Source organism: Streptomyces sp. NPDC001678 (assembly GCF_042892945.1).
Lineage (GTDB): Bacteria > Actinomycetota > Actinomycetes > Streptomycetales > Streptomycetaceae > Streptomyces.
Map to the genome: position 1 here is coordinate 239,876 of NZ_JBIAUP010000003.1, position 15,114 is coordinate 254,989.

The window sequence follows — 15,114 nt, forward strand, 5'->3', positions numbered from 1 at the left end:
GTCTCAGTGCGCGGCCGGGATGTGCTGGGTGCCGATCCGCTTGCGGAACACCCAGTACGTCCACGCCTGGTAGCCCACGATCACGGGGGTCATGAAGCCCGCGACCCACGTCATGATCCGCAGCGTGTACGGGCTGGAGGAGGCGTCGCTCACGGTCAGGCTCCACGCCGGGTCGGACGAGGAGGGCATGACGTCCGGGAAGAGCGCGAGGAAGACCATCGCGAAGACGGCCACGACCGTGACCCCGGACAGGGCGAACGCCCAGCCCTCCCGGCCCGCCCGGTTGAGGGCCAGGGCCACGAGCAGCGCCACCACCGCGACGACGGCCACGGGCAGGCTGCGTCCGTTGCCGGACTCGGCCTGCGTCCAGGCCAGGAAGGCCGCGGCGAGCGCCACGGCGGCCAGGCCGTAGCGGGCCGCGTGGGCCCGGGCCCGGGCCCGGATGTCGCCGACGGTCTTGAGCGCGGCGAAGACCGCCCCGTGGAAGGTGAACAGCACCAGCGTGAACAGGCCGCCCAGCAGGGCGTACGGGTTCAGCAGGTCGAGGACGTCACCGGTGTAGTTCTTGTCCGGGCCGATCGGCACCCCGCGCACGATGTTGGCGAAGGCGACGCCCCAGAGGAAGGCGGGCAGCAGCGAGCACCAGAAGATCGCGTTCTCCCAGTTGCGCTGCCAGCGCTCCTCGCTGCGCTTGTGGCGGTACTCGAAGGCGACGCCGCGCACGATCAGGCAGACGAGCACGGCCAGCAGCGGCAGGTAGAAGCCGCTGAAGAGGGTGGCGTACCAGTCGGGGAAGGCGGCGAAGGTCGCGCCGGCCGCGGTGATCAGCCAGACCTCGTTGCCGTCCCAGACGGGGCCGATCGTATTGATCAGTACCCGGCGTTCTGTGCGGTCCTTGGCCAGCGTCTTGGTGAGGACGCCGATCCCGAAGTCGAAGCCTTCGAGGAAGAAGTAGCCGGTCCACAGGACGGCGATCAGCAGGAACCAGAAGTCGTGGAGGTGCATGGTCGGGTTCTCCGTTCCACCGCGCGCGTCAGTACGCGAAGGTCACGCGTCAGTACGTCGCCAGTACGCCAGTACGTGGTCGCGCGTCAGTACGCGAAGGTCATCGGCTTGTCGGCGTCCTCGGGCAGCTCCGCGCCCCGGTCACCGCCCGGCATCCGCAGCCGGGGGTCCTTCGTCGGCGGCTTCTCGTCCGTGTCGGGCCCGGCCGAGCCGTACTTCACCAGCAGCTTGACCTCGACCACGGCGAGGATCGCGTAGAGCGCGGTGAAGACGGTCATCGAGGTGATCACCTCGCCCTGGCTCACTCCCGGCGAGACGGCGTTGCCGGTCTTCATCAGCCCGTAGACGGCCCAGGGCTGGCGGCCCATCTCGGTGAAGATCCAGCCGAAGGAGTTGGCGATCAGCGGGAAGCCCATGGTGAGGATGCCGATGCGCCAGGACCACTTGGTGAAGAAGGGGCTCATCTCGCGCGTCCGCGTGAGCATCAGGCGCGGGATCTCGTCCTCCCCGACCCGGTACTCGGGCGCGAGCCAGAGTTTCCTGCGGGTCGTCCACAGCCCGATGAGCGCGGCCACGAAGGAGGTCATCCCGAAGCCGATCATGAGGCGGAAGCCCCAGAAGGTCATGAAGATGCTGGGGATGTAGTCCTTCGGCTGCCCGCCGTAGCGCGCGGCCTCCTGCGCGGCGATGTCGTTGATGCCGGGGACGGGGTCGGAGAAGTTGCTGTGGGCGAGGAAGGACAGCAGGCCGGGGATCTCTATCTCGACGCTGTTGTGCCCCTTGCCGACGTCGCCGACCGCGAAGACCGAGAAGGGCGCCGGCTTCTGGGTGTCCCACAGGGCCTCGGCGGCGGCCATCTTCATCGGCTGCTGCTCGAACATCACCTTGCCCAGCGAGTCACCGCTGAGCGCCGTGCCCATTCCGGCGATCACGGCGATCACCAGACCGACGCGCAGCGAGGCCAGCATCGCCGGCAGCTGCTTGCGCTGCTTCTCGCCGAGCTCCTCGCCCTTGAGCTGCTTGCGCTTGGCGCGCCAGAGGTGGAAGGAGGCCACCCCGACGACGAACGCGGCGCCGGTGAGGAAGGCGGCGGTGAGGGTGTGGAAGACGACGACCAGCGTGGTGTTCTGCGTGAGCACGGCCCAGATGTCGGTGAGCCGGGCCTTGCCGGTCGCCTTGTCGATGCTGTAGCCGACCGGGTGCTGCATCCAGGAGTTGGCGGCCAGGATGAAGTACGAGGAGAGGATCGTGCCGATGGCGACGATCCAGATGCACGCACAGTGGATCTTCTTGGGCAGCTTGTCCCAGCCGAAGATCCACAGGCCGATGAAGGTGGACTCGAAGAAGAAGGCCAGCAGGGCCTCCATCGCCAGCGGCGCCCCGAAGACGTCCCCGACGAAGCGCGAGTAGTCCGACCAGTTCATGCCGAACTGGAACTCCTGGACCAGCCCGGTGACCACGCCCATGGCGATGTTGATCAGGAAGAGCTTCCCCCAGAACTTCGTGGCGTGGAAGTACTTCTCCTTGTCCGTACGGACCCAGGCCGTCTGGAGGCCGGCCGTGATCGCGGCAAGGCTGATCGTGAGCGGTACGAAGAGGAAGTGGTAGACGGTCGTGATACCGAACTGCCATCGCGCGAGTGTCTCGGGAGCCAGAGCCAGATTCACCGGGGTCTCTCCTTGCCTCTTGCGTCGTCGGCAGCGCGTGCAGCCGACGTTATGCCCTGACATGCCCCAGTTAAAGCAGGACATAAAGACAGAGCTTGTGAACGCGTTCACATTCACAAGCATTATGGCGCACCCGTTTTTCGGACAAACAAGGGGGGTACCCCCTTCGGCCCTAGCGCGAAGTGGGGTACCCCGGTTCCGTAGGGGCGGGCGGGCCCGCCGGCGGCTACAGCTCCTTGCGGAACTCCTCGGCCACCCGCAGGAAGATGTCGTTCGCCTCGGTCTCGCCGATCGTCACCCGCACCCCGTCCCCCTGGAACGGCCGGACGACCACACCCGCCCGGTCGCACGCGGCGGCGAAGTCCAGGGCCCGGTCCTTCAGCGGCAGCCAGACGAAGTTGGCCTGTGAGACCGGCAGCGTCCAGCCCTGCCCGGCCAGCGCCTCGACCACCCGCGCCCGCTCGGCCACCAGCGCGTCCACGCGCTCGCGCAGCGCCTCCTCGCTGCGCAGCGATGCCACGGCCGCGTCCTGGGCCACCTGGCTCACGCCGAAGGGCACCGCCGTCTTGCGGAGCGCCGCCGCCACCGGCTCGTGCGCGATCGCGAAGCCGACGCGGAGGCCGGCGAGCCCGTAGGCCTTGGAGAAGGTCCGCAGCACACAGACGTTCGGCCGGTCCCGGTAGAGGTCGATGCCGTTGGGGACGTTCTCGTCCCGGATGAACTCGATGTAGGCCTCGTCCAGGACGATCAGCACATCGCCGGGGACCCGGTCCAGGAAGGACTCCAGCTCGGCGCGGCCCACCACCGTGCCGGTGGGGTTGTTGGGGTTGCAGACGAAGATCAGCCGGGTCCGCTCGGTGATCGCGGCGAGCATCGCCTCCAGGTCGTGCGTCGCGTCCTCGTTCAGCGGCACCTCGACCGGGGTGGCCCCGGCGATCCGGGTGATGATCGGGTACGCCTCGAAGGAGCGCCAGGCGTAGATGACCTCATCACCGGGACCAGCCGTCGACTGGACCAGTTGCTGAGCCACTCCGACCGAGCCGGTGCCGGTCGCCAGGTGCGACAGCGGTACGCCGAAGCGCTCGGCGAGCTCGGCCATCAGCCCGGTGCAGGCCATGTCGGGGTAACGGTTGAGGGTGGAGGCGGCCTCGACAGCGCTTTCCAGCACCCCCGGGAGCGGCGGATAGGGGTTCTCGTTGGAGGAGAGCTTGTAGGCGACGGGGCCACCGGGGGCCGCCGGCTTGCCCGGCTTATAGGTCGGCACGGCCTCGAGCGCGGCGCGCAGCTTCGGGGTCTTCTCGTTCACCGCGGGTCCTCCTCCACCTCTGACGGGACACCTCTGGCGGGACACCCCCGACGGGACACCCCTGATGGGAATCCCGTGGGAATCCTGATCGGAATACTGCACACCTTATGAGGATTGCCCCGGGCGGCGTCCATAGGTGGCGGAGCGCTCCTCTGCCCGTCACGCGCCGTGGCGGGCGCCCTGGCGCGCATCCCTCGTGAAGGTGAGTTGAGACCTCACCGAGACCTGGACCATTCATGAGGCGTGGATATGCCACAGCCCGATGACCCACCACAAAAGCGCTCAACAGCCTGCGCTTCCATGATCATTGAAGGAAATCGCCAGAGCAGAAACGTGCCTGTCAACAGTCAAATGCCGTGCCCTGCCAAAGGACCAACCGAGCCCTACTATCGGCTCGCCATGACAGCAGCAGGGAAGCACCAGGTGAGCCGGGCCGAGACATCCCGCCGGGCCAGCCGGCAAGGACGGGCGGGCATCCGGGACGTGGCCGCCGCCGCCGGCGTCTCGATCACGACCGTCTCCGACGCGCTCAACGGCAAGGGGCGGCTCCCGGACGCGACCCGCCGCCATGTCCGCGAAGTCGCCGACCGGCTGGGCTACCGCCCGTCGGCGGCGGCCCGCACCCTCCGTACCGGCAAGTCGGGGCTGATCGGCCTGACCGTGACCACCTACGGGGATGAACCTTTCACCTTCACCGAGTTCGCCTACTTCGCCGAGATGGCCAGAGCCGCCACCTCCGCCGCGCTCGCCCGCGGCTACGCCCTGGTCATCCTCCCCGCCACCTCCCGGCACGACGTGTGGTCCAACGTCGCCCTGGACGGCACGGTCGTGGTGGACCCCTCCGACCACGACCCCGTGGTCTCCGACCTGGTCCGCCAGGGCATCCCCGTGGTCTCCGACGGCCGCCCCGCGGGCTCCCTGCCGGTGACCGCCTGGGTCGACAACGACCACGAGGCGGCCGTGCTCGGCATCCTCGACCACCTGGCCGACGCCGGGGCACGCCGGATCGGCCTGCTCACCGGCACCACCACGGACACCTACACCCGCCTCTCCACCACCGCCTACCTGCGCTGGTGCGAGCGGGTCGGCCAGGACCCGGTCTACGAGGAGTACCCCGCCCACGACCCGTGCGCGGGCGCCGTGGCCGCCGACCGGCTGCTGGCCCGGCCCGACCGGCCGGACGCCGTCTACGGGCTGTTCGACCCCAACGGCACCGACCTCCTCGCCGCCGCCCGCCGCTACGGCCTGCGCGTCCCGGACGACCTGCTGCTCGTCTGCTGCAGCGAGTCCACGGTCTACGCGACCACCGAGCCGCCCATCACCACGCTCTCGCTCAAGCCCCGGCGCATCGGCACCGCCGTCGTCCAGCTGCTCATCGACGCGATCGAGGGCCTCGACACCGGCCGGCCGGTGGAACAGGTGATACCCACCGAACTGATCGTCCGGACCTCCTCCGAACGCCGCCCGCCGCGCACCACGATCAGCGCGCCCCGCGGCCCCGCCACCCCCTGACCCTCCGCACCCCGCCCGACGCGCGTCAACCGGAAGTGGACCCCGTGTCCGGCGCACGGGCAGTGGGTCATCCGCCCCGGGGAGCCGCCCGGGAGCCGCCTGACCGGCGCTTACGGCACATTTAACGGCTCATTTGGGGAGAAATGACCGGCGATCCCGGCCTCCCGCCCCGATTCACGGCCCCTGGTGCGTCACAAGGCGCGACGGTCATTCCTATGATGGGCGCACGACACCACGGACCGCCGTCGACCAGGCAAGGTCCACAAGGTGCACGGCGGCGCGATGGTGGAGGGGTCGATGACTCAGGGGGCCGGTCAGGGAGCGGCACGGACCACGGCGGCGATGCCGCCCTTCCCCGGGTACGCCACGCCCGCGCCCGGATACGCCCATGCCGCGCCCCCGCCCGTACAGCCCGCCCACGAGTACCCGGAGTACCCCGAGGGCTACACCCCGACCGCCCGTGACCTACCGGTCATCGGCGGGCCCGCCGCGCCCCAGGACGTGCCCACCGTGGAGCTGACCCCGCTCTCCGCCCCGCAGCCGCAGCAGCAGCCCCTGCCCTCCGGGCCCGGCCCGCTGTACGTCGTCGGCGACGTCCACGGCTATCTCGACGAGCTCCACCGGGCCCTCTTCGAGCAGGGCCTCATCGACGAGCACGGCCACTGGGCCGCGGGCAACGCCCGGCTGTGGTTCCTCGGCGACTTCACCGACCGGGGGCCGGACGGCGTCGGCGTCATCGACCTGGTCATGCGGCTGTCCGCCGAGGCGGCCGCCGCCGGCGGCTACTGCAAGGCCCTCATGGGCAATCACGAGCTGCTGCTGATCGGCGCCAAGCGGTTCGCCGACACCCCGGTGAACTCCGGCGCGGGCACCGCCTCCTTCCAGGCCGCCTGGCTGCTCAACGGCGGCCAGCGCACCGACATGGAGCGCCTGGAGGACCACCACCTGCAGTGGATGTCGCGCCTGGACGCGATCGCCGAGGAGGACGGGCACCTGCTCGTCCACTCCGACACGACCGCCTATCTGGAGTACGGCGACTCCATCGAGGCCGTCAACGACGCGATCACCGAGGCCCTCCAGCGGAACGACCCCGACGAGTGCTGGGATCTCTTCCGCAAATTCACCAAGCGCTTCGCCTTCCGCGACGAGGAAGCGGGCCCCATGGCCGTACGGGAGCTGCTGCACACCTACGGCGGCAGCCGTATCGTGCACGGCCACAGCCCGATCCCCTACCTCCTGGGCGAGGTGGGTACCGAGGACGCGGACGGTGAGGAGAGCACGCCCCGCGTGGAGGGTCCGCATCTGTACGCCGACGGGCTCGCGCTCGCCATGGACGGCGGCGTCACCATGGCCGGAAAACTGCTGGTCGTACAACTCCCGCTGGCGGGCTGAGGGTTCAGCGGGCCGCCGCACGGGCAGGTGAGGAGTTCCACCGACGCGGGGTAATTCGGGAAACCGGCTGTCACCACGCGGCGGTGCGGCTCTACCATCGGCTTATCCGTAGCAGGCTCTCCTCCGTTTCCGCCCACCGTCGGCACCGGCCGGCAAGAGGGCCCTACGGAGCATCGGGGGATGCACATGAACAGCGCTCCGCACCTGCTGACCGAGGACCGCCCGGAATTCGAGCGAGTTCTCGACCAGGCGTTGCGTACCGCGAACCATGACCCACAGATCAGCGCCCTGGCCGCCGCGATAGGACAGCGCCTCAATACCGAACAGTTGCGCAGTATGGCCCTCAGCGCCATGACGGCCATCTCCGCCTGTGCGATGACGGAATATCAGGACTTCGTCAGGGCACGGGAGGAGCAGCGCGCCTGGTCGGCCACCGCCAGGCCCCCGGCGGGCGAGGACGACGGCCGTACGGGCGCGCCGTCCCCCGCCCTCTCCCCCGCGGACGTCCCCGAGGACCAGGGAGCGGGCGCCGGCGCGGTCGTCGTCGTGCTCGCCCCCGTCCTGGCGGGGATCGCCGCCTTCCTCTTCCTGCTCATCGGCTACGTCCTGCGGACGGTCGGGTCGAACGGGGCCGTCGCCGACCCGATCATCAAGATCGGCTGGTGGTTCGGCGGCTTCACCGTCGCCGCGGTGCTCATCGCCAGCTCCGGCATGCTGGTCACGGCCGTGCGCAACGGCAGGCAGACCGAGGAGACGCCACGACACGACGGCCTCTCCGACGGCTACGACCAGCTCTCCCAGGAGACCGAGCGGGCCCGTGAGGCCTGGCGGCAGGCGCTGCTGGACCGGGGCATCCTGCCCTTCCTCCGGGAGTCGCTGGCCAACACCCCGGGCGCACAACGTCGCCCGCCCTCCCCCAGAAACCACACCGGGCCCGGCCGTACCCCCCAGCTCGGCTACTCCCGGCCCGGCTTCTCGAGCCCCGACGACGGCCGGTCCTCCGCCGGCCGCACGGGCTTCACCAGCCCGGACTACACCGGCCCCGAGTTCGGCGGCCCGGGCCACCGGAAGGACTGACCGAGGGGGTGCGCGACGAGCGTCGCACACCCCCGTGAAACCGCCTCCGCAAGGCTCCGGAGAGCCCCGGAGGCGGCTCGCTCCGCCGGCTACTCGGCGATCGGGAGATACACCCGGTTGCCCGCTGCGGCGAATTCGCGGGACTTCTCCGCCATTCCGGCCTCGGGGTCGACACCGGGATCTGCGCCCGGACCCCCGCCGAGATCCCCGCCGTGCTCACGACGAATGTCCTGAGAGATCTTCATCGAACAGAACTTCGGGCCGCACATCGAGCAGAAGTGCGCGGTCTTCGCCGGCTCCGCGGGAAGCGTCTCGTCGTGGAAGGCGCGGGCGGTGTCCGGGTCGAGGGCCAGATTGAACTGGTCCTCCCAGCGGAATTCGAAACGCGCGTCGGAGAGCGCGTCGTCCCACTCCTGGGCGCCCGGGTGGCCCTTGGCCAGATCCGCCGCATGCGCCGCGATCTTGTAGGTGATCACACCGGTCTTGACGTCGTCGCGGTCCGGCAGGCCCAGGTGCTCCTTGGGCGTGACGTAGCAGAGCATCGCCGTGCCCCACCAGGCGATCATCGCCGCGCCGATCCCCGAGGTGATGTGGTCGTACGCGGGCGCGACATCCGTGGTCAGCGGGCCGAGCGTGTAGAACGGGGCCTCCTCGCAGATCTCCTGCTGGAGGTCGATGTTCTCCTTGATCTTGTGCATCGGGACATGGCCCGGGCCCTCGATCATCGTCTGGACGTTGTGCCGCTTGGCGATCCGGTTGAGCTCGCCGAGGGTCTTCAGCTCGGCGAACTGCGCCTCGTCGTTCGCATCCGCGATCGAACCGGGGCGCAGCCCGTCACCGAGCGAGTAGGTGACGTCGTACGCGGCGAGGATCTCGCAGAGCTCCTCGAAGTTCTCGTAGAGGAACGACTCCTTGTGGTGCGCCAGGCACCACGCGGCCATGATCGAGCCGCCGCGGGAGACGATGCCGGTCTTGCGGCGGGCGGTCAGCGGGACGTAGCGCAGCAGCACGCCGGCGTGGACGGTCATGTAGTCGACGCCCTGCTCGGCCTGCTCGATGACCGTGTCCTTGTAGATCTCCCAGGTCAGCTCCTCGGCCTTGCCGTCGACCTTCTCCAGGGCCTGGTAGAGCGGCACGGTGCCGATGGGCACGGGGGAGTTGCGCAGCACCCACTCACGGGTGGTGTGGATGTTGCGGCCGGTGGAGAGGTCCATGACCGTGTCGGCGCCCCAGCGGGTCGCCCAGGTCATCTTCTCCACCTCCTCCTCGATGGAGGAGGTGACGGCGGAGTTGCCGATGTTGGCGTTCACCTTGACCAGGAACTTCTTGCCGATGATCATCGGCTCGATCTCCGGGTGGTTCACATTCGCCGGGAGGACGGCCCGGCCCGCCGCGATCTCCTCGCGGACCGTCTCGGGAGAGACGTTCTCGCGGAGGGCGACGTACTCCATCTCCGCGGTGATCTCGCCCCGGCGCGCGTAGGCGAGCTGGGTGACCGCCGCGCCGTCGCGGCCCCGGCGGGGCTGGCGGGGGCGGCCCGGGAAGACCGCGTCGAGGTTCTTCAGGCCCCCTCGGGGGGACGTGTGCTTGATGCCGTCGTCCTCCGGGCGCATGGGACGCCCCGCGTACTCCTCGGTGTCGCCGCGGGCGATGATCCAGTTCTCCCGCAGCGGGGCGAGACCGCGCCGGACGTTCGTCTCGACGGCCGGGTCGGTGTACGGGCCGGAGGTGTCGTACAGCCGGACGTCCTGCCCGTTGGTGAGGTGGACCCGCCGCACCGGAACCCTGAGGTCCGGCCGCGAGCCGGTCACGTAGTCCTTGTGCCAGCCGATCTCCCGGCCGGTCGCGGACGTGCGTGCATCCTGCGTGGTCATCAGACCGTAACTCCCTACGCCGGCATTACCCGGTAACAGGTTCGGCGGTCGACGCAGCGGCGTTCGTACGTGCGGTCGTACGAAGGTCAGCGCCCTCTCAGCCCGGTGCTCCGAGCTCCCGCGATTGCAAAGGTGCCACCACGCTAGCGCCTCCGTCCGCCGGAGGGCCAGTGGGGCTTGCGATGATGCCGCAGTGAGCCCCACCGATCCCACACCCCACGCCCCCCACCCTCCCGCGCACGGCCACGCGCACGGACATTCCCATGGCCACTCCCACAGTCACGGGCCCGCGACGCCCGTCTCGTCGCACCTCCGCAAGGTGATCGCGGCGGTGCTCGTCCCCTTCACGGTGGCGGTGCTGGCCGGCCTGATAGTCCTCTGGCCCGGCGGCGCGCCACCGCACCAGCACACCGGTGTCGGCCTCGATCAGCAGTTGCGGTCGGGGCAGGTGACGAAGATCGAGAAATTCGACTGCCCGAAGTCCGGCGGGCTGCCGGCCGGGCCCCAGCAGAGCCCGTCGCCTCCCCCGGCCCCCGCCCAGGGAACCTGCGAGAAGGCCACCATCGAGGTGACCGAGGGCCCGGACAAGGGCAAGTCCTTCACCGAGATCGTCCAGCCGAGCGCGTCGCGCCGCTACGACGTGGGCCAGAAGGTGATCCTCGCCTACGCGCCGAAGGCCCCGGAGAATCTGCGCTATTCGGTCACGGACGTGGATCGTGACTTCCCAATGGCCCTGCTCGCGGGGGTGTTCGCGCTCGCGGTCGTGGTCGTGGGCCGACTGCGCGGGATCTTCGCGCTGGTGGCTCTGGTGATCAGTTTCGGGGTGCTGACGCTGTTCATCCTCCCGGCGATCCTCCAGGGCTCGAATCCCCTGCTGGTCGCCGTGATCGGCGGCAGCGCGATCATGCTGATCGCGCTCTATATGTGCCATGGGCTCAACGCGCGCACCTCGGTGGCGGTGCTGGGCACGCTGACGTCCCTGGTGGTCATCGGGCTGCTCGGGTCGCTGTTCATCGACTGGGCCCATCTGACGGGCAACACGGACGACCAGACGGGACTCGTGCACGGCCTCTATCCGCAGATCGAGATCCGGGGCCTGCTGCTCGCCGGCATCATCATCGGCTCGCTGGGGGTCCTCGACGACGTCACGGTCACCCAGACCTCGGCGGTGTGGGAGCTGAAGGACGCCAACCCGTCGGCGAATTGGCGGAAACTCTACGGTTCCGCGATGCGCATCGGGCGGGACCATATCGCCTCGGTCGTGAATACGCTGGTCATGGCGTACGCGGGCGCGTCCCTACCGCTGTTGCTGCTGTTCTCGATCGCGGACAGCGGTGTGGGCACGGTGGCGACCAGCGAGATCGTCGCGGAGGAGATCGTCCGGACGCTGGTGGGCAGCATCGGCCTGGTCGCCTCGGTGCCGGTGACGACCCTGCTCGCCGCGCTCGTTGTCAGTGCCGACCGGCATGATGGGGGCAAGGGGAGGGCGAAGGCCCGGGGCGGCAGGCGTCGCCGCGCGAAGTAGCGGGGAGACGGGGGGGCTTCCGGTGGTCGGTGAGCTGGGAAGAGTGACGGGGACGGTCGGTCCCGGGCTGGTCGGCGAGGTGATCGTGCGGGTCCGGGGCGGCGCCGAGGCCTTCCTGGCCTACGCCGCCGAGCCGGGCGAGCGCATCGAGCGGGGGACGGTCGTGATGGTCACGGAATATCAACCGCCGCGCACCGTCTATGTGACGTCCGCCTACACCTGATTCCAAGGTCGCAGGCGGGGTATCAGCGTCTTCACCCGGCCTCGCCGGGTTGCGCATCCGGCCTCGCCGGGTCGCGCATTCGTGAACGGACGGCCCCGCAGCGGGCCGTAAAGGGGGGAGACACGCATGGTCGTCGGCATCGTGGCGGGGACCGTCCTCGTCGCGGTCATCGTTCTGGTCGGGCTGTTCAAGCTCATGTGGCGGGTCGCGGAGCCCAACGAGGCCCTGATCATCTCCGGTTCCAAGCACCGCACGGAGGGCTTGGGGGACGGGCTGGGATTCCGGATAGTCACGGGGCGGGGGACGTTCGTGCTGCCGGGGGTACAGGCGGTGCGCAAGTTGTCCCTCGACCTCAACGAGGCGGATCTCAACGTGGATTGCGTCACCAAGCAGGGCATCCCCCTGAAGGTGCACGGCGTGGTGATCTTCAAGGTGGGCGATGACTTCGTCTCGATCGCCAACGCCGCCCGCCGCTTCCTCGACCAGCAGAAACATATGCCCGAGCGGGTGCACAACGTCTTCGCGGGCCATCTGCGCTCGATCGTCGGCGGGTTGACCGTGGAGGACATGATCCGCGACCGGGAGCGGCTGACGGGTGAGACCCGGGCCGCCTCGGGCACGGAGATGGAGAAGCTGGGTCTGATCATCGACTCCCTCCAGATCCATGAGATCCAGGACCCCTCGGGCTACATCCAGAACCTCTCCGCGCCGCACGCCGCCGCCGTGCGCCGGGACGCCCGGATCGCCCAGGCCGAGGCGGACCGGCTGGCCACCGAGGCGGAGCAGCAGGCCGCAGCGCGGATGTCGGAGGCCCAGCGCGACAGCGAGATCCTTCAGGCCGGCTATCAGGCCGAGCGGGACAGCGCTGCCGCCAAGGCACGGCAGGCGGGCCCGCTGGCGGAGGCCGCGGCGCGCCAGGAGGTCGTCGTCCAGGAGACGCGGGTCGCGGAGCTGGACGCCATGCGCCGGGAGCAGCAGCTCCAGGCCGACGTCCGCAAGCCCGCGGACGCGGCGGCGTACGAGAAGCGGACGCTGGCGGAGGCCGAGCGCGACGCCCGGATCTCGGCGGCCGAGGCGAAGGCCAAGGAGACGGAGCTCGCCGCGGCGGCCGAGGCGACGCGCGTGAAGACGGCGGCGGGGGCCGAGGCCGAGGCCACCAGGACGCGCGGTGACGCCGCCGCCGCGGCGACCCGTGCCACCGGTGAGGCCGAGGCCGCTGCCGCGCAGGCCAAGGGCCTGGCGACGGCCGAGGCGGCCAGGGCCCAGGGGCTCGCCGAGGCCGAGGCCCTCAAGGCCCGGGCGGCGGCCCTCGCGGAGAACCAGGACGCGGTGGTCGCGCAGCAACTCGCCGAGAAGTGGCCCGAGATCGTCCAGGCGGGCGCTCAGGCGTTCGGAAGCGTGGACCACATGGTGCTGCTGAACGGGGCGGACGGCATGTCCGACCTGTTCGCGAAGGCGCTGACCATGGGAGGTACGGGTCTGGGGCTCGCCCGGCAGCTGCTCTCGGCCATGGGCACGACCGACGGAGCGGGCCCGGGCACGAGCGCGGGCACGGTGGGGAACGGTGGCCTGATCGGCGGCGCCGGGACGTCCGGTGGTACGGGTGGCGCCGGGGGAGCAGTCGGGGGAGCAGTCGGGGGATCGGTCGCCGGCGCGGACGCGCACGGCGGTACGGCCGGCATGGCCGCGGAGACGGTGGCGGACGGCGGCAGGGGGCCGCGAGCGCGGGTCCCGGCGTTCGCTCCGCAGGGTCGGGGGGCGGCACCGCGCGCCGAGCGGGTGCCGATCGAGGAGGACGGCGATACGCCCGTGACGGGCGGCGGCGCACCGGCTCCCGAGGCCGGCTAACCCGCGTTCTGCCCCTCGGGGTTACCGGCGAGGATGCTGTCGAGCGCCGCGGCGAGTTCGTAGTCGAAGTCGGCGACCGTGTGCTCCTCGCCGAGCGGGGCGACGCGGTCGGTCCGGTCCAGGAAGGCCACCAGCGGCGCCGCCCCGGCCCGGAACAGGGCGCCTTCGCCGCCCACTTGCAGCCGGATGAAGACGTCCGACAGATGCTGGGAGGAGGCGGGGGCGATGTGCACATCGCCCTCGCCGGAGGGCTGGCTCAGCCCGTCGAGAAGCAGCTCCCTGGCGAAGGCCCATGTCACGGGCGCGTCGCCGGGGAGGTGAAAGGTGAACTTCACCGCGTAGGGGTCGCTGCTGTCGTAGCCCAGCTCCACCGGGATCCGGAAGGACAGCTCCTCGGAGACGAGGAAGGTCATGACCACTTCTGCCTGAACTGTGTCGCGCATCGCCCAATGCCCCGTCTTCGTCGGTTTGGCAGGGATTGAAGCCTGATGGCCCCAATGACGCCATAGTCTGACAAGAACGCCCGGTGGATCACAAGGAGTGATTTTCCAGTTACCCATGGAGACCGAGGGTGAGCATACGAGCTCGCCGACTCTGGAGCGTAGCGACTCGACTACGGGGCGGAGTCATAACGGGGGATTTGCTGGCACGGACCGGCCGAGAACTGGCCAAAGTGGCCCTAGGGCGCACGGATTACCGTAGGGGCGGCGCCCGAGGCGTTCACGTTGACGGAGGAATGTTGACGGGAGAGATAACTCCTCGCCTTCCGCTTCGTTGAGTTGACCAGCGGGCACCGGAAGGTGGCGTGGGCGACGTCGCCTGCCCGGTGGGCGCTGCCCGGGCGTCCCCCTCGCCCGGGACGGCCGACTCCTACCAGTCGCCCTTCGACGAGGAGGACGACGTGAACTTCTTGACGACGAAGATCAGGCCGGCGACCAGCGCCACCAGCAGCAGCGCCTTGAAGAGCAGGCTGATGACAAAGCCGAGCAGGCTCATGATCAGGCTGCCGAACACCACCAGCACAAGAACCGGCACCGCGACCCAGGTCACCCACCACGGCAGTCCCGCGAATATCCCCTTCTCAGCCATCTCGACTCCTGATCTCCGCTTCACGCGTGGATTCACACGCTGTTGTCACGTCATGGTTGTCACGTCATGGCCGCCGCACCGGCGGGAATGAATGTCCCGCCGTGATTCACCGGCCCGTCCGGAGCGGAATACCCCGGCCTGTTCTCGATGCTAGGCCCGGGGAGGGGTCCGGCGTGGGCCCGACAGCCCCCGTAGACCCCTGAACGGCCCCCTACGGGATTCCGGGGGCGGAGCTCAGCTCTCCGGTGGAGAGAAGACGACGAGAACCCGGAGATCCTCACTGATGTGGTGGAACTTGTGGGGGGTCCCGGCCGGTACGTAGACCACGCTGCCGCGCGCGACAGTGGTGGTCTCCGTGCCCACCGTGATCGCCGCCCGGCCGCTCACCACCACATAGACCTCGTCCTGGGCGTGCGGTCCCTGGGGGTCGACGGCACCGGCGTCCAGCGCGTAGAGCCCCACGGACATGTTCCGCTCCCGCAGGAACTGCAAATACGCGCCGTCGTTGGCGACCCGCTCCGCTTCCAGATCGTCCAGCCGGAACGCCTTCATCCGCCGTCCATTCCTCGCCGCCCGGCCCTGCCGGGCCGGTCGTG

At 69.8% G+C, this 15,114-nt stretch carries 13 protein-coding genes and 1 riboswitch; of the genes, 6 read left to right on the forward strand and 7 right to left on the reverse strand.

What is annotated here, in order from left to right; genetic code table 11:
- Positions 1–3 precede the first annotated feature (3 nt).
- The 3 genes from cydB to hisC all read right to left on the reverse strand — a co-directional run bounded on the left by cydB (position 4) and on the right by hisC (position 3,978).
- On the reverse strand, positions 4–1,005 hold the full coding sequence (gene cydB / locus ACFYZR_RS07845) for a cytochrome d ubiquinol oxidase subunit II (RefSeq protein WP_391906599.1): 1,002 nt from the start codon (positions 1,003–1,005) through the stop codon (positions 4–6).
- Between the two features lie 86 nt (positions 1,006–1,091).
- Positions 1,092–2,672, reverse strand: a complete 1,581-nt coding sequence (locus ACFYZR_RS07850; RefSeq protein WP_391906601.1) for a cytochrome ubiquinol oxidase subunit I — start codon at positions 2,670–2,672, stop codon at positions 1,092–1,094.
- A 226-nt stretch (positions 2,673–2,898) separates the two neighbouring features.
- Positions 2,899–3,978, reverse strand: a complete 1,080-nt coding sequence (gene hisC / locus ACFYZR_RS07855; RefSeq protein ID WP_391906603.1) for a histidinol-phosphate transaminase — start codon at positions 3,976–3,978, stop codon at positions 2,899–2,901.
- A 399-nt stretch (positions 3,979–4,377) separates the two neighbouring features.
- Between hisC and ACFYZR_RS07860 the strand changes: the two genes are divergently transcribed.
- From ACFYZR_RS07860 to ACFYZR_RS07870, 3 genes are all read left to right on the forward strand, one after another.
- A complete protein-coding gene (locus ACFYZR_RS07860; protein ID WP_391906605.1) occupies positions 4,378–5,490 on the forward strand; it encodes a LacI family DNA-binding transcriptional regulator in 1,113 nt (370 codons plus the stop codon).
- 297 nt (positions 5,491–5,787) lie between these two features.
- Positions 5,788–6,882 (forward strand): metallophosphoesterase family protein, encoded by a 1,095-nt coding sequence (locus ACFYZR_RS07865; protein ID WP_391906607.1) that lies wholly within the window; start codon positions 5,788–5,790, stop codon positions 6,880–6,882.
- A gap of 180 nt (positions 6,883–7,062) precedes the next feature.
- Positions 7,063–7,959, forward strand: coding sequence for a hypothetical protein (locus ACFYZR_RS07870; RefSeq protein WP_391906609.1), 897 nt, complete (start codon positions 7,063–7,065; stop codon positions 7,957–7,959).
- Positions 7,960–8,048: 89 nt separating this feature from the next.
- Here the strand turns inward: ACFYZR_RS07870 and thiC are convergent, their stop codons facing one another.
- Positions 8,049–9,833 carry a phosphomethylpyrimidine synthase ThiC gene (gene thiC, locus ACFYZR_RS07875; RefSeq protein WP_391906612.1) on the reverse strand — a complete coding sequence of 595 codons (1,785 nt, stop codon included), beginning with the start codon at positions 9,831–9,833 and terminating at the stop codon, positions 8,049–8,051.
- A riboswitch (TPP riboswitch) is annotated at positions 9,828–9,965 on the reverse strand. It overlaps the preceding gene by 6 nt.
- Positions 9,966–10,026: 61 nt before the next feature.
- Between thiC and ACFYZR_RS07880 the strand changes: the two genes are divergently transcribed.
- From ACFYZR_RS07880 to ACFYZR_RS07890, 3 genes are all read left to right on the forward strand, one after another.
- Positions 10,027–11,358: a YibE/F family protein gene (locus ACFYZR_RS07880; protein WP_391906614.1), complete on the forward strand. Its 1,332-nt coding sequence runs from the start codon at positions 10,027–10,029 to the stop codon at positions 11,356–11,358.
- A 22-nt stretch (positions 11,359–11,380) separates the two neighbouring features.
- Positions 11,381–11,581, forward strand: a complete 201-nt coding sequence (locus tag ACFYZR_RS07885; protein WP_358623517.1) for a hypothetical protein — start codon at positions 11,381–11,383, stop codon at positions 11,579–11,581.
- A gap of 126 nt (positions 11,582–11,707) precedes the next feature.
- Positions 11,708–13,429, forward strand: coding sequence for a flotillin family protein (locus tag ACFYZR_RS07890; protein ID WP_391906619.1), 1,722 nt, complete (start codon positions 11,708–11,710; stop codon positions 13,427–13,429).
- On the opposite strand, the gene ACFYZR_RS07895 is transcribed toward ACFYZR_RS07890, so the two are convergent.
- From ACFYZR_RS07895 to ACFYZR_RS07905, 3 genes are all read right to left on the reverse strand, one after another.
- Entirely contained in the window at positions 13,426–13,872 is a 447-nt protein-coding gene (locus tag ACFYZR_RS07895) for an SsgA family sporulation/cell division regulator (RefSeq protein WP_126915073.1), read from the reverse strand. The genes ACFYZR_RS07890 and ACFYZR_RS07895 overlap by 4 nt on opposite strands.
- A gap of 427 nt (positions 13,873–14,299) precedes the next feature.
- A complete protein-coding gene (locus ACFYZR_RS07900; RefSeq protein WP_189455475.1) occupies positions 14,300–14,518 on the reverse strand; it encodes a DUF5326 family protein in 219 nt (72 codons plus the stop codon).
- A gap of 234 nt (positions 14,519–14,752) precedes the next feature.
- Positions 14,753–15,070 (reverse strand): cupin domain-containing protein, encoded by a 318-nt coding sequence (locus ACFYZR_RS07905; protein ID WP_391906623.1) that lies wholly within the window; start codon positions 15,068–15,070, stop codon positions 14,753–14,755.
- Between the last annotated feature and the right edge of the window lie 44 nt (positions 15,071–15,114).